General features: G+C 71.4%; 21 protein-coding genes and 1 tRNA gene. 7 read left to right on the forward strand and 15 right to left on the reverse strand.

All coding sequences use genetic code 11. From position 1 onward, the window contains the following. Positions 1 to 42: 42 nt before the first annotated feature. Positions 43 to 1155, reverse strand: coding sequence for a peptide chain release factor 2 (gene prfB, locus RR49_RS13135; protein ID WP_045248525.1), 1113 nt, complete (start codon positions 1153 to 1155; stop codon positions 43 to 45). 25 nt (positions 1156 to 1180) lie between these two features. Between prfB and RR49_RS13140 the strand changes: the two genes are divergently transcribed. Further along, positions 1181 to 2410: an MFS transporter gene (locus RR49_RS13140; protein WP_045248526.1), complete on the forward strand. Its 1230-nt coding sequence runs from the start codon at positions 1181 to 1183 to the stop codon at positions 2408 to 2410. Positions 2411 to 2420: 10 nt separating this feature from the next. Here RR49_RS13140 and RR49_RS13145 read toward each other — a convergent pair whose 3' ends face one another. Next, a complete protein-coding gene (locus RR49_RS13145; protein ID WP_045248527.1) occupies positions 2421 to 3266 on the reverse strand; it encodes a helix-turn-helix transcriptional regulator in 846 nt (281 codons plus the stop codon). Positions 3267 to 3366: 100 nt separating this feature from the next. Here RR49_RS13145 and RR49_RS13150 point away from each other — a divergent pair, with 100 nt between their 5' ends. Both RR49_RS13150 and RR49_RS13155 read left to right on the forward strand, forming a co-directional pair. Next, entirely contained in the window at positions 3367 to 4131 is a 765-nt protein-coding gene (locus tag RR49_RS13150) for an SDR family NAD(P)-dependent oxidoreductase (RefSeq protein WP_045248528.1), read from the forward strand. 73 nt (positions 4132 to 4204) lie between these two features. Beyond that, the gene (locus RR49_RS13155) at positions 4205 to 5041 is read left to right on the forward strand and encodes an aldo/keto reductase (protein WP_045248529.1); all 837 of its coding nucleotides are present in this window, start codon (positions 4205 to 4207) and stop codon (positions 5039 to 5041) included. 109 nt (positions 5042 to 5150) lie between these two features. Here RR49_RS13155 and RR49_RS13160 read toward each other — a convergent pair whose 3' ends face one another. From RR49_RS13160 to RR49_RS13190, 7 genes are all read right to left on the reverse strand, one after another. Further along, positions 5151 to 5570 (reverse strand): pilus assembly protein TadG-related protein, encoded by a 420-nt coding sequence (locus tag RR49_RS13160; protein WP_045248530.1) that lies wholly within the window; start codon positions 5568 to 5570, stop codon positions 5151 to 5153. Further along, entirely contained in the window at positions 5567 to 6013 is a 447-nt protein-coding gene (locus RR49_RS13165) for a hypothetical protein (RefSeq protein ID WP_045248531.1), read from the reverse strand. Before RR49_RS13165 ends, RR49_RS13160 begins: the two co-directional genes overlap by 4 nt. Continuing rightward, on the reverse strand, positions 5988 to 6377 hold the full coding sequence (locus RR49_RS13170) for a TadE/TadG family type IV pilus assembly protein (protein WP_342666963.1): 390 nt from the start codon (positions 6375 to 6377) through the stop codon (positions 5988 to 5990). Before RR49_RS13170 ends, RR49_RS13165 begins: the two co-directional genes overlap by 26 nt. Continuing rightward, the gene (locus RR49_RS15720; protein WP_137877446.1) at positions 6371 to 6550 is read right to left on the reverse strand and encodes a hypothetical protein; all 180 of its coding nucleotides are present in this window, start codon (positions 6548 to 6550) and stop codon (positions 6371 to 6373) included. Before RR49_RS15720 ends, RR49_RS13170 begins: the two co-directional genes overlap by 7 nt. Positions 6551 to 6619: 69 nt before the next feature. Continuing rightward, the gene (locus RR49_RS13180) at positions 6620 to 7546 is read right to left on the reverse strand and encodes a type II secretion system F family protein (RefSeq protein ID WP_045248533.1); all 927 of its coding nucleotides are present in this window, start codon (positions 7544 to 7546) and stop codon (positions 6620 to 6622) included. Then, positions 7543 to 8406 carry a type II secretion system F family protein gene (locus RR49_RS13185; RefSeq protein WP_045248534.1) on the reverse strand — a complete coding sequence of 288 codons (864 nt, stop codon included), beginning with the start codon at positions 8404 to 8406 and terminating at the stop codon, positions 7543 to 7545. The genes RR49_RS13180 and RR49_RS13185 overlap by 4 nt, the downstream gene beginning before the upstream one ends. Beyond that, a complete protein-coding gene (locus tag RR49_RS13190; RefSeq protein WP_045248535.1) occupies positions 8403 to 9581 on the reverse strand; it encodes a TadA family conjugal transfer-associated ATPase in 1179 nt (392 codons plus the stop codon). Before RR49_RS13190 ends, RR49_RS13185 begins: the two co-directional genes overlap by 4 nt. A gap of 223 nt (positions 9582 to 9804) precedes the next feature. Between RR49_RS13190 and RR49_RS13195 the strand changes: the two genes are divergently transcribed. Further along, positions 9805 to 9886: transfer RNA gene (locus RR49_RS13195), tRNA-Leu, on the forward strand. Between the two features lie 51 nt (positions 9887 to 9937). Continuing rightward, entirely contained in the window at positions 9938 to 10627 is a 690-nt protein-coding gene (locus tag RR49_RS13200) for a DedA family protein (protein ID WP_045248536.1), read from the forward strand. Between the two features lie 11 nt (positions 10628 to 10638). Here the strand turns inward: RR49_RS13200 and RR49_RS13205 are convergent, their stop codons facing one another. From RR49_RS13205 to murI, 4 genes are all read right to left on the reverse strand, one after another. Then, positions 10639 to 11556: a cation diffusion facilitator family transporter gene (locus RR49_RS13205; RefSeq protein WP_045248537.1), complete on the reverse strand. Its 918-nt coding sequence runs from the start codon at positions 11554 to 11556 to the stop codon at positions 10639 to 10641. Positions 11557 to 11667: 111 nt separating this feature from the next. Further along, on the reverse strand, positions 11668 to 12267 hold the full coding sequence (rdgB, locus tag RR49_RS13210; RefSeq protein ID WP_045248538.1) for an RdgB/HAM1 family non-canonical purine NTP pyrophosphatase: 600 nt from the start codon (positions 12265 to 12267) through the stop codon (positions 11668 to 11670). A 4-nt stretch (positions 12268 to 12271) separates the two neighbouring features. Continuing rightward, positions 12272 to 13006, reverse strand: a complete 735-nt coding sequence (rph, locus tag RR49_RS13215; protein ID WP_045248539.1) for a ribonuclease PH — start codon at positions 13004 to 13006, stop codon at positions 12272 to 12274. After that, positions 13003 to 13851: a glutamate racemase gene (gene murI, locus RR49_RS13220; RefSeq protein ID WP_045248577.1), complete on the reverse strand. Its 849-nt coding sequence runs from the start codon at positions 13849 to 13851 to the stop codon at positions 13003 to 13005. Before murI ends, rph begins: the two co-directional genes overlap by 4 nt. Before the next feature lie 45 nt (positions 13852 to 13896). Between murI and RR49_RS13225 the strand changes: the two genes are divergently transcribed. Next, positions 13897 to 15216 carry a nicotinate phosphoribosyltransferase gene (locus RR49_RS13225; RefSeq protein WP_045248540.1) on the forward strand — a complete coding sequence of 440 codons (1320 nt, stop codon included), beginning with the start codon at positions 13897 to 13899 and terminating at the stop codon, positions 15214 to 15216. A gap of 21 nt (positions 15217 to 15237) precedes the next feature. On the opposite strand, the gene RR49_RS13230 is transcribed toward RR49_RS13225, so the two are convergent. Further along, complete coding sequence (locus tag RR49_RS13230) at positions 15238 to 15504, reverse strand: DUF3039 domain-containing protein (protein ID WP_045248541.1); 267 nt, start codon at positions 15502 to 15504, stop codon at positions 15238 to 15240. A gap of 90 nt (positions 15505 to 15594) precedes the next feature. Here RR49_RS13230 and RR49_RS13235 point away from each other — a divergent pair, with 90 nt between their 5' ends. Next, positions 15595 to 16539, forward strand: a complete 945-nt coding sequence (locus RR49_RS13235; RefSeq protein ID WP_045248542.1) for a hypothetical protein — start codon at positions 15595 to 15597, stop codon at positions 16537 to 16539. A 30-nt stretch (positions 16540 to 16569) separates the two neighbouring features. Here RR49_RS13235 and RR49_RS13240 read toward each other — a convergent pair. Continuing rightward, a partial coding sequence (locus RR49_RS13240; protein ID WP_052672054.1) for a S1C family serine protease occupies positions 16570 to 17977 on the reverse strand: 1408 nt, incomplete at its 5' end.

Raw genomic sequence — 17977 nt, forward strand, 5'->3', positions numbered from 1 at the left:
CCGGGTGCGACACCCGGGGGCGCGACATCCGTTCACCGGATGTCAGTCGTCGTCGTCCTTGCGCTTGCGCCAACGGATTCCGGCGGCGATGAAGCCGTCGAGGTCGCCGTCGAAGACCACGGCGGGGTTGCCGACCTCGTGGCCGGTGCGGAGGTCCTTCACGAGCTGCTGACCGTAGAGGAAGTAGGAGCGCATCTGGTCGCCCCAGCTCGCCGTGATGGTGCCGGCGAGCTCCTTCTTCTTCGCCGCCTCCTCCTCGCGCTTGAGCAGCAGCAGCCGGGTCTGCAGCACGCGCATGGCCGCCGCGCGGTTCTGGATCTGCGACTTCTCGTTCTGCATCGAGACGACGATGCCGGTCGGGAGGTGGGTGATGCGCACGGCGGAGTCGGTGGTGTTGACCGACTGCCCGCCGGGGCCCGAGGAGCGGAACACGTCGACGCGGATGTCACCCTCGGGGACGTCGACCTCGACGGCCTCCTCCATGACCGGGATGACCTCGACCGCGGCGAAGCTCGTCTGTCGCTTGTCGGCGCCGCCGAACGGGCTGATGCGCGCGAGACGGTGGGTGCCGGCCTCGACCGAGAGGGTGCCGTAGGCGTAGGGCGCGTCGACCTCAAAGGTGGCCGACTTGATGCCGGCGCCTTCGGCGTAGGAGGTGTCCATCACCTTGACGGGGTACTTGTGGCGCTCGGCCCAGCGCAGGTACATGCGCATGAGCATCTCGGCGAAGTCGGTGGCGTCGTCGCCGCCGGCGCCGGAGCGGATGGTGACGACCGCCGACCGTGAGTCGTACTCACCGTCGAGGAGGGTCTGCACCTCCAGCTGGCTGATGACCTCCCCGAGGTCCTTCAGCTCGCGGCGGGCCTCGTCGGCCGAGTCCTGGTCCTCGAGCTCGTTGGCGAGCTCGACGAGCACCTCGAGGTCGTCGAGGCGGCGGGCGACCGCGTCGATGCGGGCGAGGTCGGCCTGACGGTGGCTGAGCGCGCTCGTCACCTTCTGCGCCTTCTCGGGGTCGTCCCAGAGGTCGGGTGCACCGGCCTCCTCGCTCAGGCGAGAGATGTCGGCGCGCAGCGCATCGACGTCGACGACGGCGGTGATGTCGGCGAACGTGGAGCGGATGGCCTGGATATCGGCGGACAGATCGAGCTCGAGCATGACAGTCCAGACTAACGTGGAAGCGATGGATGATCGTGCGGGCCTGGTGCTGGGCCGACTCGCACCCATGATCTACGGGCCGACCATCCTCTTCTCCCTCGGCGAGGGCGCGGTCATCCCCCTCGTGCCGGTCATCGCGACGAACCTCGGGGCGGATGTCGCGGGTGCCGGTTTCATCGCGAGCGCGCTGGTGGTGGGGCAGCTCGTCGGCAATCTCCCCGCCGGCTGGCTCGTCGCCCGCGCCGGTGAGCGCGTGACGATGGCGATCGCCGGCGGCGTCGCGATGCTGGGCGTGCTGGGCACCGTGTTCGCGCCGAGCCTGCCGGTGTTCGCGGCGGCGGTATTCGTGATCGGCTTCTGCGCGGCCGCGTTCGGGCTCGCCCGCCATTCGTTCATGACGACGCGGGTGCCGCTGCACTTCCGTGCGCGGGCGCTGTCGCTGCTCGGCGGCTCCTTCCGGCTCGGCATCTTCGTCGGTCCGTTCATCGCCGCCGGGCTCCTCGCGGTCTTCGGCACCGAGCATGCGGCGCTCTGGTTCTTCGCCGGATGCCTCGCGGTGCTCGTCGTTCTCGTGCTGTTCGGTCCCGACCCCGAGCGTGTCGCCCCGCCGGGAGGGGAGCCGGTCGTCGCGCTCGAGCGGGAGGGCGTGTTCCGCACGATGTGGCGCCACCGCGGCGTGCTGTCGCGCCTCGGGGTGGCCGCGGCATCCCTGTCGGCGGTGCGCGCCGCCCGCCAGGTGGTGCTGCCGCTGTGGGGCGTGTCGATCGGGCTGGACGCCAGCACCATCGCGCTCGTCGTGGGCGTGTCGGGCGCGATCGACTTCGCCCTGTTCTACGCGAGTGGGCAGGTGATGGACCGCTTCGGGCGGTTGTGGGCAGCCTTGCCGGCCATGCTGCTCATGGCGGGCGGATTCCTCGTGCTCGCCTTCACCCACGACGTGTCGGGACGCCTCGGCTGGTACCTTGCCGTCGGCATCGTGCTGGGGCTCGGCAACGGGCTCTCGAGCGGCATCCTGCTGACCCTCGGGGCCGATGTCGCACCGCGCGCGGATCCCGCGCCGTTCCTCGGGTCGTGGCGCACGCTGAGCGATGCGGGCGGGGCGACCGCTCCCGTGCTCGTGAGCATCATCGCCGCGGCCGGCAGCCTCGCGATCGCGACCGGCGCCGTCGGCCTCATCGGTCTCGCCGGCGCGCTCGCGTTCGTCCGATACGTGCCCCGGTTCGTGCCGCACGCGCGGACGAGCCGACGCGGCTAGCGACTCGGAGTCAGCGGGTCTCGACGAACGACTGCGTGCCGATGACGGTGAGCAGCGCCAGCTTCTCGGCGTCGGGGGTGCCCGGGGTCGCCGTGAACACGAGCAGTCGCTGTCCCGTGTCTGTGTCGAGCAGCGTCTGGCAGTCGAGTGTGAAGGTGCCGATCTCGGGGTGCACGAAGCGCTTCGTGGCGGGATGCTTCTCGCGCACCTCGTGCTCGGCCCACAGCGCCCGGAACTCCGGGCTCTCGTCGTCGAGCGCACGCACGACCCGACCGGCGAGCGAGTCGTCGCCGTAGCGCACGTAGGCACTGCGCAGCTCGGCCACGAAGGCGCGGGCGCGCTCGTCGTGGTCGTCGCGGGCGTAGACGTCGCGCGAGGCGGGCTGCGCGAACCACCGGTAGACGGTGACTCGCGCGAGGCCGGTGAGGGCCGTCGCGTCGCCGAGCAGCGCCTTTGCGGGCGCGGTCTGCACGAGGGTCTCACCGAACTCGTTCACGACCTGCGCGGGGGTGTCGCGCAGCCGGTCGAGGATGCGCAGCATCGCCGGCGCGACGTGCGAGCTGCCGCCGGTGCGCTCGGGCGCGGGGTGCCCGGCGAGGCGGAACAGGTGGCCGCGCTCGTCGTCGCTCAGCCGCAGGGCGCGGGCGAGGGCGGTGAGCATCTGCTCCGACGGCTGGGGGCTGCGGCCCTGCTCGAGCCGGTTCAGATAGTCGGTCGACATCGTCGCGAGCTGGGCGACCTCTTCACGACGCAGCCCCGGCGTGCGGCGGCGCGGGCTGCGCGCGAGCCCGACGTCCTCGGGTTGCAGCGCCTCGCGTCGGCGGCGCAGGAAGTCGCCCAGCTGTTCACGGTCCACTCCCCCATGGTCGCCGCGACCCGGCGCGCGAGCAAGGGATCGCCGATCCCCCGATCGACGAGTCCTTCCCGGATGCCGCGCCCCGCCCGACGATCGAGACATGACCGATTCACGCATCATCCTCATCACCGGCGGTTCCCGTGGCCTGGGCCGCGCCACCGCCCTCGCCGTCGCGGCCGCCGGCGACGACGTCGTCGTCACCTATCGATCGGGCGCCGGCGACGCGGCATCCGTCGTGTCCGACATCGCGGCGCTCGGGCGGCGCGCGGTGGCGCTGGAACTCGACACGACCGCACCCGAGACGTTCGCCGCGTTCGCCGACACCCTGCGCGCCACGCTCGCGGCGACCTGGGGACGCGAGACGTTCGACGGGCTGGTGAACAACGCCGGGTTCGCCGGCAGCACACCGTTCGGCGGCATCGAGCACGAGACGATCGACGCGCTGGTCGCCGTGCATTTCACCGGGGTCGTGCTGCTCACGCAGCAGCTCGAGCCTCTGCTCACCGACGGCGGCCGCATCGTCAACATCTCCAGCGGCCTTACCCGCAATCCCGCCAACTCGGCGTATTCGGTGTACGCCGCGATGAAGACCGCGATCGAGACGTGGACGCTGTATCTCGCGAAGGACCTCGGCCGGCGCGGCATCACCGTCAACACGGTGGCGCCGGGGGCGACCGCGACCGACTTCGCGGGCGGCGGCATCCGTGACGACGAGGGCTACCGCGGCATGATCCTGCCGACGGTGGCGCTCGGCCGCATCGGCGAGCCCGACGACGTCGGCCGGGCGATCGCCGCCGTGCTCGACCCGCGCCTGGCGTGGGTCACGGGGCAGCGCATCGAGGCGTCGGGCGGCCAGCGCCTGTGACCTGCGAGGGGGCGGATGCCGCGGCATCCGCCCCCTCGGCCTCGATGTCGCGCCGGGCTCCTAGGCTGGAGGGATGACCGTTCCCTCTGTGACCCTCAACTCCGGTTATGACATCCCCCAGCTCGGCTTCGGCGTGTTCCTCGTGCCGCCGGCCGAGGCCGAGAAGGCGGTGAGCGAAGCCCTCGAGGTGGGCTACCGCCACATCGACACCGCCGCGATCTACAAGAACGAGGAGGGCGTCGGCGCCGCGATCGCGGCGAGCGGCATCCCTCGCGACGAGCTCTTCATCACCACGAAGCTCTGGAACGACCGGCAGGCCGGTGACGAGCCGCTCGCCGCGATCCGTGAGAGCCTCGACAAGCTGCAGCTCGACCACGTCGACCTGTATCTCACGCACTGGCCGACGCCCGAGAAGAACACCTACGTGAACGCGTGGGAGAAGCTCATCGCGATCCGCGATGCGGGCCTGTCTCGCTCGATCGGCGTCTCGAACCACCTGCCCGAGCACCTCGATCGCCTCGTCGCCGAGACCGGCGTGGTGCCGGCGGTCGACCAGATCGAGCTTCACCCCGCCTACCAGCAGCGCGACGAGCTCGCGTGGGCGGCCGACCACGGCACGATCATCGAGTCGTGGGGTCCGCTCGGCCAGGGCAAGTACCCGCTGTTCGAGAACCCGGCCGTCGTCGCGGCGGCCGAGGCGCACGGTGTGAGCCCGGCGCAGGCGGTCATCCGCTGGCACCTGCAGCGCGGCTTCGTGGTCTTCCCGAAGTCGACCCGCAAGGAGCGCATGGCCGAGAACTTCGAGGTGTTCGGTTTCGAGCTGACCGCCGACGAGGTCGCCGCGATCGACGCGCTCGACACGGGTGACGGCTCGGGCCGCGTCGGCACGCATCCGCTCGAGTTCAACTGACCTCGTCTCAATAGGTCACGGCCGGTCGCCTTCGGGCGGCCGGCCGTTGCCGCGTGCACTCGGGGCGTACGTAACCGCCCCGCGGCACACGTGATCGCGGCATCCCGGGTCACCGCAGCGCGACGCGGCTCGTGGCGGTCGAGGTGAGATCGACCCCCGCCGGCACGAACGGCGAGAGCAGCACCGACCGCCAGATCGACGTCACTGTCACCCGCGCTGAGCGACCGTCGTCGGTCACCGCGTCGACGAGCACGGCGTCGGCCCCCGTCGCGGCCAGCGCACGCTCGGCACCCGAGGTGATGTCTTCCCCACGCAGCACGATCACCGCCCCCTCGCCCTCCAACCGGATGTCATACGAGGATGCCGCGGCCACCGCCGCCGCGTCGGCGACACCGTCCAAGCGCTTCTGCGCGAGGAACAGACCCGTCGCCTCGGCGCACACCAGCACCAGGGCGATCGCGAGCATCCCGTAGCCGAGCACGAGCGGGAGGATCGACCCCTCGTCATCGGTTTCGCGCCGCCCGCTCATCGTCCCGGTCCCGCCGACACGAGCTGCACTGCCGAGGCCTCGATCGGCACGGCCGCGAGATCCTCCCACCCGAACACGGGCGGTACGAGCGGCAGCGCCACGCGCGTCTGCACGGTCGCGGTGAGCACGACGCCGGGGGCGGGGCATCCGTCGTCCGCCGGGGCGCAACGGACCCGCACCGAGATGTCGGCGGGGTCGATGCCGTAGTCGGCGGCGGTGGTCTGCACCACCCGCGCGATGTGGCCGTCGATATCGCCGTCGGCCACGGCGATCGATCGAGCGAGGTGGCGGGCCGCGGCATCCGCGCCGAACGCATGCGACTGCACGAGCCCGAGGGTCACGACCAGGTAGACCACGGGAACGAGCAGCAGCAGCCCGGCGACGAGGAACTCGATCGATGCCGAGCCGTCATCGGGGTCAGTCGAAGGATTCGAGCGGCGCATCGCCGGTCACCTCCATCGCCCCGGGGATGCCGACGAGGCCGATCACGGGAAAGGTCGCGCTCACGGTGACCCGCACCGTCGGGAACCCCGCCTCCGCCGACGTCGCCACGCGGATCTCGTCGATCAGCCCGCCACCCACGGCCCGCGTGATGGCGTCGCGGGTGCGCGCCTCGCCGTCTCCCGGCGTGGCATCGGCGAGGGCGGCGACGTGTGCTCCTTCGGATGCCGCGTCCTGCACGACGTTGCGTACGTACACCGCCAGCGCGAACTGCAGCACCGCCAGCGTCAGTACCGTGAGGAGGGCCCCGACCATGACGAACTCGGCCGCCGCGGATCCCTCGTCGTCACGCCGCCGCCTCAGAATCCGGAGACGCGGGCGATCGCGTTCTGGAACAGCTCGGCGAGCGCGGGGCCGGCGAGCGCCCAGATCACCACGACGAGTCCCGCCGTCATGAGGGTGATCAGCACCCATCCGGGCACGTCGCCCGTGTCGTCGTGAACGGCACCCGCCCAGGCCGCCCGCAGGCGGCGCCACATGCGCGTCATCTCTCTCACTCCTTCCGCGCGGATCCCACATCCGCGCGTCATCGACCGTGGAGGGCACGGTCACCCCATCCCGAACCGGAGCATGACGATGCCCGGAAAGATCGCGAACAGCACCGACAGCGGCAGGATCACGAAGACGAGCGGCAGCAGCATCGCGATCTCCTTGCGGCCGGCGGCCTCGAGCAGCGACCGCTTGGCATCCTCGCGGGCGTCGCCGGCTTGAGCCTCCAGCACTCCCGCGAGCGGTGTGCCGCGGTCGAGCGCCGACGTCAGCTGATCGACCGCGCGCGACAGAGCGGGCACCGCCGCGTCGCGTGACAGCTCGCGCAGAGCGGCGGCCAGGGGCATCCCGGATGCGACCATCACCACCACGCGCCCGAACTCGGCCGTCAGCTCGCCCGAGCCGACCGCACTCACCCGGCGAAGCGCATCGAGCAGGCTCTCTCCTGCGGAAAGGCAGAGTGCGAGGAACTCCAGCACCGTCGGAAGCTCCTCCCGGATGCGGTGCTGGCGGCGCCGTGCCGCCGTCGTCAGAGTGACATCGCACAGCACCGCGCCGGCGGCAGCCGCCAGCACCGGGAGCACCACCAGCAGAGCCGTGCCGGAGCGGGCGATGACGATCCCCACCGCGACAGCGGCGCCGACGCCGGCCCCCGCGAGCGCCCAGCCGAGTTGGCGGGCACGGAAACGCGCGACATCGATCTCCCATCGCGCGGCGGCCAGGCGCGCGGCGACGGCCTCACCGCCGCCCAGCGCCCCGACGATCCGTGCCCGCCACACCGTCCACGAGTTCCCGAGCGTCGCCACCGGGTCGAGCGGTGTGAGCCCGCGAGGATCTGCGACGTGGCGCACGTACGGCTGGATGCGATCGGCGAGACGCGGTGCGCCCCATTGCGGCAGCGCCGCGAACATCAGCAGAACGCCGGCGGAGAATGCCCCGCCGAGCAGCACGGACACGGCCATGGTCGGGAGCAACGCGGCGGTCATCCGAACCACCGCCGCGGCTCCGGGAGACGCCCGAGCCGAGACATCAGCCAGAACGCGAGCACCGAGGCCGCCGCGCCGAATACGACGAGGGCCACCCCGCCGGGCGACGCGTACGCCGCCGCCCCTTCGGCGCGGAGCGAGAGCAGCACGAGGATCACCCACGGCGCCGAGACGCCCAGCACCGCTGCCGCCCGCACCCAGGACTGCCTCGCCTCGGCTTCGGCTCGCGCCGCAGCGTCGGCGCGGATCGACTGCGAGAGCGCCTGCAGCACCGGCACGAGCTCGGTGCCACCGACCTGTCGGGCCATGCGCAAGGCCTCGACCAGGCGATCGGCGACAGGGTCGGAGAGAGCGGCCTTGAGACGGGCCATCGCACTGTCGAAATGACCGGATGCCGCGACATCCCGTGCATACGACGCGAAAGCCCCGCGCAGCGCGGCCGGCGCGGATGCGGCGAGCGCGGCGACGGCGTCAGGGAGCGCGACTCCTGCGCGCACGGAGGCGACGAGCAGATCGCAGACGTCGGGCCACAGCGCTCGGCGGGCGCGCACCAGGCCCCGGGCGCGCGACCGGAGCCACGCGAACGGCGCACCCGCCGCGGCGAGCGCCGCCACCGCCGCCACCACCGGCACTCCCGTCAGGAGCAGCGCCGCCGACGCGGCGACGGCGGCGAGCGCGAGCGCCGACAGCACGACAGCACGGCGCCGACGCGCGGCGAACCCCGCCTCGGCGAGAAGACGGTCGAGCGCCGGAGCCGACAGCGGTCGCGTCGGTCGCGTCGACGACGTGCGGGGCCAGAGCCACGGCGATACGACGAGCAGCGCGCCCGCGCCGAGCAGGAGGCCGAGAAGAATGCTCATGCCGTCCTCCCCGTCGGCATGAACCCTGTCGCGACGGGGCGCACCTCGATCACCCCGTCGACCACCCGGCCCGTCGGAGCGACGATCTCCGCGACGCGACGCGTGCCCGCGGCATCCTGCCGGCAGTGCACGACGAGGTCGACGGAGCTCGCGATCGCGGGCAGCAGGAAGTCTCGGTCGATGTTGCGGCCGGCCAGCAGCGGGAGCGCGGCGAGCTTCACGAGCGCGTCGCGCGCCGAGTTCGCGTGGATCGTCGCCGCCGCCGGCACGCCCGTGTTCAGGGCGAGCACGAGGTCGAGGGCCTCGGCGTCGCGCACCTCGCCGATGACGAGCCGGTCGGGTCGCATACGCAGCGCCTCTTTTACGAGCCGCCGCAGCGTGACCTCTCCCCCGCCTTCGAGACTCGGCTGGCGGCTCTGCATCGCCACGAGGTCGGGCATCTCGGCGGCGAGCTCGAACGTCTCCTCCACCGTGACGATGCGCTGATGCGGCGCGCACGCGGCGATCAGCGCCCCGAGGAGCGTCGTCTTCCCGGCATGGGTGGCACCGGAGACAAGGATGCTGCGTCCCGCCCGCATGGCCGTGTGCAGCAGGTCGGCACACTCCGCGTCGAGGGAGCCCGCCGCCACGAGGTCGCCGAGCCCGCCGAAGGAAGGAAGGAACTTGCGGATGTTCACCGACCAGTGACGCCGCGTGATGTCGGGGATCACGACGTGCAGACGGCTGCCGTCGGGCAACGACGCGTCGACGAACGGCTGACTGAGGTCGACGCGGCGGCCGGTGGTGTGCAGCATCCGCTCGACGAGGTCGCGCACCCCTTCGTCGGTGAGCGTCAGCGCGACGCGCTCGCTGCGGCCTCCCCGCGCGATGAACACTCGGTCGGGCGCGTTGATCCAGATCTCCTCGACCGTCGGGTCATCGACATAGGTCTGCAGCACCCCGAATCCGCTCACCGCGGCGAGCACGGCACGCACCGCGGCGTGCTCGTCGTCGAGGGGAGCCGCGCCGCGCGCGAGCGCCTGATCGTTGAAGCGCCGCACTTCGGCGCGCACGACGTCCGCGACGATCTCCGGATGCCGCGACGCGTCCGTGCGGTCGGAACGCAGCCGCTCACGCACCCGCTCGACCACGACGGCGCGGCCGGTGGGCGGCGTCGCGATCGGAGGCGGGTTCATGCGACGCATCCTGGCAACGAGCGCCGTCTGCGCGCGGAGCGCTCTCCACAGTCGCCCTCGTGGGGAGGAGACCAGGTAGGGGCGCGTGCCGCATCGCGGACCCAGCCCGCACCCGATCGCGCCAGCCACGAACGACTCCCGTGACGGCTAGCCGCGAGACCGCCGGGAACCGTTCCCGATCACCGCTCCCGCGCGGATGCCGCTCACTAGACTGATCGCACTCGCGGGAGTGGTGAAATTGGCAGACACGCAGGATTTAGGTTCCTGTGCCTGAGGGCGTGTGGGTTCAAGTCCCACCTTCCGCACGACCGGCGGCCGTTGTCGTCGGCAGGTCCCCTGTCTAGATCGGGTTTCCCGTGCACCACGCAGCGCTCATCCCCTGGCTCGACCCTGTCCACATCATCAACCAGGCAGGTCCGTGGGCTCTCGCCGTCGTCTGCTTCATCGTGTTCGCCGAGACGGGCCTGCTCGTCGGGTTCCTGCTGCCCGGCGACACCCTGCTGATCATCGCGGGTGTGCTCACCAACACCCACGACATCTTCGGGCTCAACATCTGGGTGGTGTCCCTGCTCATCGCCCTCGCGGCGTTCATCGGCGGTGAAGTCGGCTACCTCATCGGACACAAAGCCGGGCCGGCGATCTTCGAACGCAAGGAATCCGGGCTCTTCAGCAAACACAACGTCGATCGCACGAACGCGTTCTTCGAGCGCTTCGGCGGACTCACCGTCATCCTCGCCCGCTTCGTGCCGATCGTGCGCACCTTCGCGCCGGTCGCCGCCGGCGTCGGCCACATGCCGTGGAAGCGCTACTCGCTCTACAACTTGATCGGCGCGGTGCTCTGGGGCTTCGGCATGACGATGCTCGGTTACGTGATCGCGTACGTGCCGTGGATCCGTCATTTCGTCGTCAACTACATCGACCTGATCCTCGTGGGTGTCGTGGTGCTGACGGTGCTCGTCACCGGCTACCACTACCTGCGCGAGCGTCAGAAGGCGAAGAAGGCGCGCATCGCCCGGGATGCCGCGGCATCCGCCGGCGAGGCCTGATCAGCGCAGCGTCAGACGTGGGCGTCGTGCTCGACGTGCCCGGCGGGCTCCAGCTGGAACGTCGAGTGCTCGACGTCGAAGTGGTCGGCGAGGCACGTCTGCAGACGGCTCAGGATGCCGCCGGCCTCCCCGCTCGCGAAGCACTCGTCGGTCACGACGACATGGGCTGAGAAGACCGGGGCTCCCCGCGTCAGCTGCCACACGTGCACGTCGTGCACCGCGACGACGCCGTGCGTCTGCAGGATGTGATCGCGGATCTTCTCGACCTGCATGCCGGCCGGTGCCGACTCGGCGAGCACGGAGAACACCTCGCGCAGCAGCCCGATCGCGCGCGGGATCATCAGGGCGGCGATCGCGAGCGACGCGATCGCGTCAGCCTGACCGAACCCCGTCACGAGGATCACGACCGCCGCGATGATCACCGCCGCGGAGCCCAGCAGGTCACCCATCACCTCGATGTAGGCGCCGCGCACATTCAGGCTGTGACGCTGGGCGGCGCTGAGAAGCCACATCGCGGTCGCGTTCGCGAGAAGTCCCACGATCGCGACGACGAGCATGGGGCCGGCGAGCACGTGGGCGTCCTCGTTGGAGACGAGACGGGTGATCGCCTCGACGACGATCCAGACGCTCAAGCCGATCAGGATGACGCCGTTGATGAGGGCACCGAACACCTCGGCGCGCTGGTAGCCGAACGTGCGCCGCTCGTTCGCCGGCCGGGCCGCCACGGCGCTCGCGATGAGCGCGACGACGAGGGCCGCGGCATCCGTCAGCATGTGGGCCGAGTCGGCCAGCAGCGCGAGCGACCCCGTGAGGATCGCCCCCACGACCTGGACGACGAAGACCACCGAGGTGATCGACAACGATATCGCCAGCAGTCGGCGATTGCTTCCCCCGCGGAGCCCCCCGGCTCCGTGCGCGTGATCGTGCATGACTCCACGGTAGAACCGCGAGGTGCCCGATGTCGCGTCCTCGCGCTAGTCGGGAACGAGACCGATTCTCAGGGTCGCCGCCGCAGGCCGCGACGCCGCCGCGTCCCTGCGTCAGAGCGCGCTGAGCAGCGGCGCGAGCGCGACGAAGGCGCGCGCGCGATGGGATGCCGCGTTCTTCTCCGCCGCACTCCACTCGCCGACGGTGCGCTCGGCCGCGGGATCCTGACCCTCGGGAATGAAGATCGGGTCGTAGCCGAAGCCCCCGTCGCCCGAGGCCGCCCGCGCGAGGCGCCCGGGCCACACGCCCTCGACGACGTGCTCGTCGCCGCCGGGCACGACGAGCGCGATCGTCGAGACGAACTGGGCGCCGCGGTGCGTGTCGGCGACGTCGGAGAGCTGGTCGAGCAGCAGTTCGAGGTTCGCGCGGCCGTCTTTGCGGTGGCCGGCCCAGTAGGCCGAGAACACGCCCGGCGAGCCACCGAGCACGTCGACGCAGATGCCCGAGTCGTCGGCGAGGGCGGCGAGGCCGGTGTGGGCGGCGGCGGCCCGCGCCTTGATCAGCGCATTCTGCGCGAATGTGACGCCGTCCTCGACCGGTTCGGGCCCGTCGTAGCCGACGACCTCGAGGTCGGGCCGGGTCGCGGCGACGATGGCTGCGAACTCCTCGACCTTGTGGGCGTTGTGCGTGGCCAGCACGATGCGCTGTGGCATCCGCTCAGCCCTCGAGCGCGGCGGTCTGGGCGTCCCGCAGCGACGCGGCACCGGCGACTCCCAGTTCGAGCAGGCGGTCGAGTTCGCGCTTGTCGAACGGCGCGCCCTCGGCGGTGCCCTGCACCTCGACGAAGAGCCCACGGCCGGTGACGACGACGTTCATGTCGGTCTCGGCGCGCACGTCCTCGACGTACGCGAGGTCGAGCATCGGCTCGCCGTCGATGATGCCGACGGACACGGCCGAGACCGAGTCGATGAGCACCTGCGACTTCTGGCCGATGAACTTCTTCTCGCGCCCCCACGCGATCGCGTCGGCGAGGGCGACGTAGGCGCCGGTGATCGCCGCCGTACGGGTTCCGCCGTCGGCCTGCAGCACGTCGCAGTCGATGACGATCGTGTTCTCCCCGAGCGCCTTCGTGTCGACGACGGCACGCAGCGCGCGACCGATGAGCCGGGAGATCTCGTGCGTGCGACCGCCGATCTTGCCCTTCACGCTCTCGCGGTCGTTGCGCTGGTTGGTGGCGCGGGGAAGCATCGCGTACTCGGCGGTCACCCACCCCTTGCCCTTGCCGGTCAGCCAGCGCGGCACGCCGTTCGTGAACGACGCCGTGCACAGCACCTTGGTGTTGCCGAACGAGATGAGCGCGGAGCCCTCGGCCTGGGCGCTCCACCCGCGTTCGATGGTCACGGGACGCAGCTGGTCGACGGCGCGGCCGTCGGCGCGGACGATGTCGGTCATGAGATGGCCTCCTCGGATGCCGCGGCCCTCCGCGGCAGGTCGATGACTCCGGTCTGCACGAGCTGCACGCTGCGCACCTCGCGGCCCATCAGTCGGTGGGCGAGCCGGATGAAGTCGGCGGCGGACGTTCCCGTCGCCTCGTAGACGTGGTGGGGTGCGGCATCCGCAGGCGCGAGCAGGTCGCGGGAGACCAGTTCGCGGTAGACGTCCTTCGCGGTCTCGGTGTCGCTCGAGACGAGGCTCACGTCCGGCCCCATCACGTAGCTGATCGCGCCCTCGAGGAACGGGTAGTGGGTGCAGCCGAGCACGAGGGTGTCGACCCCCGCCTCCCGCAGCGGCGCGAGGTACTCCTCGGCGGCGCGCAGCACCTCGGGCGAGCCGGTGACGCCCCGCTCGACGAACTCGACGAACAGCGGGCACGCCTGCGTGAAGACCTCGACGCCGGGCGCGATCTGCAGCATGTCCTGGTAGGCGCCCGACGAGATGGTGCCGAGCGTGCCGATGACACCGATGCGGCCCGACCGGCTCGTCGCGACGGCGGTGCGCACGGCGGGGCCGATGACCTCGACGACCGGCACGTCGTAGCGTTCGCGCGCGTCGCGCAGCATCGCCGACGACGCCGTGTTGCAGGCGATCACGAGCATCTTCACGCCCTGCTCGACGAGGGTGTCGAGCACCTCGAGCGAGTAGCGCCGCACGTCGGCGATCGGCTTCGGGCCGTACGGCGAGTGGGCGGTGTCGCCGACGTAGAGCAGCGACTCGGCCGGCAGCAGCTGCGAGATCGCCCGGGCGACGGTGAGACCGCCGACCCCGGAGTCGAAGATCCCGATCGGCGCGCTGTTCACGATCACCGAGCCTACCCGCGTGCGGCGCGCCCCTACGCTGGAGCCATGCCCGAGAGCACGGCTCTGCTGACCGACCGGTACGAACTCACCATGCTCGACGCCGCAGTGCGCGACGGCACCGCGAACCGCCGCTGCGTGTTCGAGCTGTTCGGCCGGCGCCTGCCAGGCGGTCGGCGCTTCGGTGTCGTCGCCGGCACGGGCCGACTTCTCAGCCTGCTGCGCGACTTCCGCTTCGGCGAGGACGAGCTGCGGTTCCTGCGCGACGAGAGAGTGGTGGATGCCGCCACCCTCCGTCTCCTCGAGCAGTACCGGTTCACCGGCACCATCACCGGCTACCGCGAGGGCGAGCTCTACTTCCCAGGCTCGCCCGTGCTCACCGTCGAGGGAACGTTCGCCGAGGCGGTCATCCTCGAGACGCTCGCCCTCAGCGTGCTCAACTACGACTCGGCGGTGGCGACGGCCGCCGCGCGCATGTCTATCGCCGCCGGATCGCGACCCCTCGCCGAGATGGGTTCGCGTCGAACGAGCGAGCAGGCGGCGGTCGCGGCCGCGCGCGCCGCGTTCATCGCGGGATTCGGGGCGACCAGCAACCTCGAGGCGGGGCGCCGGTTCGGCATCCCCACGATGGGAACGGCGGCGCACGCCTGGACGCTGCTGCACGACACCGAGGAAGACGCCTTCCGCGCGCAGATCGCAGCGCTCGGCGTCGACACGACCCTGCTCATCGACACCTACGACATCGACCGCGGGGTCGAGACTGCGGTGCGGGTCGCCGGCCCCGGGCTCGGCGGGGTGCGCATCGACTCGGGCGATCTGCCGGTCGTCGCCGCGCACGTGCGCGACCGACTCGACGCCCTCGGTGCGCCGCGCACCCGCATCACCGTGACGAGCGATCTCGACGAGTACGCCCTCGCCGCTCTCGCCGCCTCCCCCGTCGACGCGTACGGGGTCGGCACGTCGCTCGTGACCGGCTCCGGGAGCCCCACGGCGCAGATGGTCTACAAGCTCGTCGCGCGGCAGGATTCCGCCGGCACCTGGATCCCCGTGGCGAAGGCGTCGGCCGAGAAGGCGACGACGGGTGGCCGCAAGAGCGCCTTCCGGACGCTCTCGGGCGGGGTGGCGACATCCGAGCTCATCCGGGTGGCGGACGGCTTCGACACCCCGCACGGCAGCGACCACCCCGACGCCCGGGCGCTCCAGACGGTGCTCGTCGATCACGGCGACATCGACACCGCGTTCGAGGGGTCAGAGGGCGTGTCCGCCGCACGCGCCCACCACATCGCGGCTCGCGCCGAGCTGCCGTCGCGGGCCCTCGGACTCAGCCGATCGGACCCCGCGATCCCGACGGTCTACGCCGCCGGGTGATGAGCGGGGCGGATGCCGCGCTCACGCCTTGAGCGACTCGTAGATCTCCTTGCAGGTGGGGCACACGGGAAACTTCTCGGGGTCGCGCCCCGGCGTCCACTTCTTGCCGCACAGCGCCCGCACCGGCTTCCCGGTGAGCGCGGACTCGAGGATCTTCTCCTTCTTCACGTAGTGGGAGAAGCGCTCATGGTCACCGGGCTCGATGTTCTCCTCGCGGATGAGCTCTTCGAGCTCTCGGTCGAGGGTGGCCAGACCCCCATGGTCGGGCGCGTCGAGTGGGGTGCTCATGGGTTGCCAGTGTAGCCGCGGGGACGCCCGCTCGGACCGGTGATCCCCAGCCCGGAGCGCACTGTCAGGGCCCGCGCGTAGGATCGCCGCGTGGCGAAGAAGGTGCACCGCATCCACTCGCTCCCGGACGACGCGCCGTGGGCGGGAGGACTGCCGCCCGAGGGGTCGCCGGAGCATCCCCTCTCGATCCGCGCCCTCGATCGGGTGCTCTCCCTGCAGCGGCCGGTCGTGCTCGCACACCTGCGCAGCGTGCGGCTGCGGCATTCGGATGCCTCACCGGCAGAGATCGTTCGCGTGCTCGAGCGTCGCTACCTCACCGCCATCACGACCGGCGGCGCTGCGGTGGGTGCGACTGCCGTCGTACCGGGGATCGGGACGGGCGTGACACTCGCCCTGAGCGGTGTCGAGACCGTGGGGTTCCTCGAGACGACGACCCTGTTCGCACAGTCGATCGCCGAGGTGCACGGCGTCGCAATCGACGACCCCGACCGGGCTCGAGCGCTGGTGCTGACCCTCATGCTGGGGCAGGAGGGCGTGGCCCTCGTGTCACAGCTGGCCGGTGAGGCCACCGGACGCGGTCAGAACCGCGCCGGCTACTGGGGTGACCTCGTCACCCGCACGATCCCCCGCGCCGCCCTGGGTCCTGTGGTCGACACCCTCAAGTCGACCTTCGTGCGTCATTTCGCAACCCGCGGCGGCGCCTCGATCATCGGGAAGGCACTCCCCTTCGGCATCGGCGCCGCGATCGGGGGCACGGGCAACCATCTGCTCGGCCGCCGGGTCGTGACGACCTCACGGAAGGCCTTCGGCGCGCCCCCGGCGATGCTGCCCGTCGAGCTCGAACCTCGCGCCGGGGCCCGGCGTACCGAGCACATCGTCGGCGGCGCGCTCGGCCGTGCCGCCGGCGGCGCCGCCGCGATCACCGGCAGCGCGGTGCGCGGGGTGTCGAAGGCGACGGAGCGGCTGCGCCCCCGCCGGGAGCTGCGCATCCGGGAGAACCCCGCCCCCGACGACGACAGCGGGCGTCGACCCTGAGGTCGACGCCCGCGGTGCCGCATCCGTTCGTCAGCTGAGCGAGCCGAGCGTGACGTCGACCGTGTGCGATGCGCCGTCGCGCACATAGGTCAGCGAGGCCTTCGCGCCCGCAGCAAGCGCACGCACCTCGGCGGTCAGGTCGACGGCACCGGTCACGGGCTGGCCGTTGAACTCGGTGATGATGTCGCCCTTCTGCAGGCCCGCGGCGGCCGCCGGGCCGCCCGAGGTGACGTCGGCGACATAGGCGCCGGAGATCGTCGCGCCGGTGACGTTCGCCGAGTCCTGCACCGACGCACCGAGCAGACCGTGCGTGGCCTTGCCGTTCTGGATCAGCTCGTCGGTGATGCGCTTGACGATGTCCGACGGAATCGAGAAGCCGACGCCGATGTTGCCCGACTGGGTCCCCGATGTCGACGAGCCGGTGCCCGCGATCGCGACGTTGATGCCGATCAGCTGACCTGAGGAGTCGACCAGCGCGCCACCGGAGTTGCCGGGGTTGATGGCGGCATCCGTCTGGATCACCGAGATCTTGATCGTCGAGGTCGTGGAGGTCTGCGTCTGGCCCTGTCCGAAGTCGAACTGGAACGGCGACTGCTGGCCCTGCTGCGTGTCGCCGCCCGAGCTGCCGGAGCTGCTGGGAGCAGACGACGCGATCTCGATCGAACGGTTCAGAGCGCTGACGATGCCGTTGGTCACGGTGTTCGACAGGCCGAGGGGCGCGCCGACGGCGATCGTCTGGTCGCCGACGTTGAGCTTCGACGAGTCGCCGAAGGTGATCGGGGTAAGCCCCGACGCGCCCGTCAGCTTGATGACGGCCAGATCGTAGGTCGGGTCGGTGCCGACGACCGTCGCGTCGTAGATGTGACCGTCGGAGGTGGTGACCTTGAGCGTCGCGTCGGCGGTCGCACCATCGAGGGTGACGACGTGGGTGTTGGTCACGACGTACCCGTCGGCGGTCAGGATGACACCCGAACCGGTTCCGGCGGACTGGCCCGACTCGGCACTGATCGTGACGACGCTCGGCACCACCTTCGCGGCGACTGCCGTGGTCTGGTTGACGGAGCTGGTGTCGTTCACGGTGAGCGTCGTCGGGCCGGATGCCGCAGACGTCGTGCCCTTCGGGCTCCACAGCGTCATGCCGGCCGCCGCACCGCCGAGGCCGGCGGCGCCGCCGACGATCGCCGCGGCGACGAGGAGGCCGACGGCGCGCGTCGCGCCGGACTTCTTCTTCGGCGCAGGAGCAGCAGGGGTGCCCCAGAGGGGAGCGGTCGGGCCGGTCGCGGCCGGGCCGAACGACTCACCCGTCGCCGGGGCGACCGGAACGGTCGGCGCCGTCGCCGAGGCGGCCTCGGCCGCGGAGATCTCAGGAAGCGGGGGCCGTGCGGCGGCGGTGTCGACGGCCGGCTCCGGCGCAGGGCTTGGGGTAGGGCTCGGGGTG

Source organism: Microbacterium ginsengisoli (assembly GCF_000956535.1).
Classification (GTDB): domain Bacteria; phylum Actinomycetota; class Actinomycetes; order Actinomycetales; family Microbacteriaceae; genus Microbacterium; species Microbacterium ginsengisoli.

Bases quoted from the DNA above. Each gene is read 5' to 3' on its own strand.
- prfB (WP_045248525.1), bottom strand. From the start codon at position 1,155: ATGCTCGAGCTCGATCTGTCCGCCGATATCCAGGCCATCCGCTCCACG.
- RR49_RS13140 (WP_045248526.1), top strand. From the start codon at position 1,181: ATGGATGATCGTGCGGGCCTGGTGCTGGGCCGACTCGCACCCATGATC.
- RR49_RS13150 (WP_045248528.1), top strand. From the start codon at position 3,367: ATGACCGATTCACGCATCATCCTCATCACCGGCGGTTCCCGTGGCCTG.
- RR49_RS13155 (WP_045248529.1), top strand. From the start codon at position 4,205: ATGACCGTTCCCTCTGTGACCCTCAACTCCGGTTATGACATCCCCCAG.
- RR49_RS13160 (WP_045248530.1), bottom strand. From the start codon at position 5,570: ATGAGCGGGCGGCGCGAAACCGATGACGAGGGGTCGATCCTCCCGCTC.
- RR49_RS13165 (WP_045248531.1), bottom strand. From the start codon at position 6,013: ATGCGCCGCTCGAATCCTTCGACTGACCCCGATGACGGCTCGGCATCG.
- RR49_RS15720 (WP_137877446.1), bottom strand. From the start codon at position 6,550: ATGTGGCGCCGCCTGCGGGCGGCCTGGGCGGGTGCCGTTCACGACGAC.
- RR49_RS13180 (WP_045248533.1), bottom strand. From the start codon at position 7,546: ATGACCGCCGCGTTGCTCCCGACCATGGCCGTGTCCGTGCTGCTCGGC.
- RR49_RS13185 (WP_045248534.1), bottom strand. From the start codon at position 8,406: ATGAGCATTCTTCTCGGCCTCCTGCTCGGCGCGGGCGCGCTGCTCGTC.
- RR49_RS13190 (WP_045248535.1), bottom strand. From the start codon at position 9,581: ATGAACCCGCCTCCGATCGCGACGCCGCCCACCGGCCGCGCCGTCGTG.
- RR49_RS13205 (WP_045248537.1), bottom strand. From the start codon at position 11,556: ATGCACGATCACGCGCACGGAGCCGGGGGGCTCCGCGGGGGAAGCAAT.
- rdgB (WP_045248538.1), bottom strand. From the start codon at position 12,267: ATGCCACAGCGCATCGTGCTGGCCACGCACAACGCCCACAAGGTCGAG.
- rph (WP_045248539.1), bottom strand. From the start codon at position 13,006: ATGACCGACATCGTCCGCGCCGACGGCCGCGCCGTCGACCAGCTGCGT.
- RR49_RS13225 (WP_045248540.1), top strand. From the start codon at position 13,897: ATGCCCGAGAGCACGGCTCTGCTGACCGACCGGTACGAACTCACCATG.
- RR49_RS13230 (WP_045248541.1), bottom strand. From the start codon at position 15,504: ATGAGCACCCCACTCGACGCGCCCGACCATGGGGGTCTGGCCACCCTC.